The organism is Alteromonas sp. ABE4_545, assembly GCF_056161325.1.
Genome location: NZ_JBSWYY010000067.1, coordinates 1 through 1,144, shown reverse-complemented (window position 1 = coordinate 1,144; position 1,144 = coordinate 1). Strand labels below are relative to the sequence as shown.

1 protein-coding gene is annotated in these 1,144 nt (G+C 53.8%); it reads left to right on the top strand.

What is annotated here, in order from left to right:
• Positions 1-1,144: Ig-like domain-containing protein (locus ACXAH6_RS20335; RefSeq protein ID WP_474879814.1), on the top strand; the 1,144-nt coding region annotated here is incomplete at both ends.

Genomic DNA, 1,144 nt, shown 5'->3' with positions numbered 1-1,144 from the left:
CGAACAAACCTTCACGGCCACCGTCCAATCTGACGGTACCTACAGCGTGGATGTACCTTCGGCCGTTTCCGAAGGCTTGCTCAATGTGGAAGTGGAAGTCCTCGACGATGCGGGCAACCTCGCGACGGTGACGACGTCGGGGTTGATTGACCTCACGCTACCAATACTAGGTGTAAATGCACTGGGTACGCTCAATGATGCCACGCCCACCATCTCAGGTACCTGTGATGAGATCGGCGCAACAGTGTCAATTACCATCACTGACAGCGACAGTAACGAACAAACCTTTACGGCCACCGTACAACCCGACGGTACCTACAGTGTGGATGTACCTTCGGCAGTCTCCGAAGGCTTGCTCAATGTGGAAGTGGAAGTGCTGGACGACGCGGGTAATCTGGCCACCGTCACTACATCCGGTCTTATCGATCTCACCCTGCCTATCCTAGGCGTAAATGCACTGGGTACGCTCAATGATGCCACACCCACCATCTCAGGTACCTGTGATGAAATTGGCGCGACGGTGTCGATTACCGTTACGGATAGTGATAGCAACGAACAAACCTTCACAGCCACCGTCCAATCCAACGGTACCTACAGTGTGGATGTACCTTCGGCAGTCTCCGAAGGCTTGCTCAATGTGGAAGTCGAAGTGCTGGACGACGCGGGTAATCTCGCCACGGTAACAACGTCGGGTTTGATTGACTTAACGCTGCCGATTTTAGGCGTTAACACTTTGGGTACGCTCAACGATGCCACCCCCACCATCTCAGGTACTTGTGATGAAATTGGTGCAACGGTCTCAATTACCGTGACCGATAGCAATAGCAACGAGCAAACCTTTACGGCTACCGTCCAATCCGACGGCACCTACAGTGTGGATGTACCTTCGGCAGTCTCCGAAGGCTTGCTCAACGTAGAGGTGGAAGTGCTGGACGACGCGGGTAATCTGGCCACCGTCACTACATCTGGCCTTATCGATCTCACCCTGCCTATCCTAGGCGTAAATGCACTGGGTACGCTCAATGATGCCACACCCACCATCTCAGGTACTTGTGATGAAATTGGCGCGACGGTCTCGATTACCGTGACCGATAGCGATAGCAACGAACAAACCTTCACGGCCACCGTCCAATCTGACGGTACC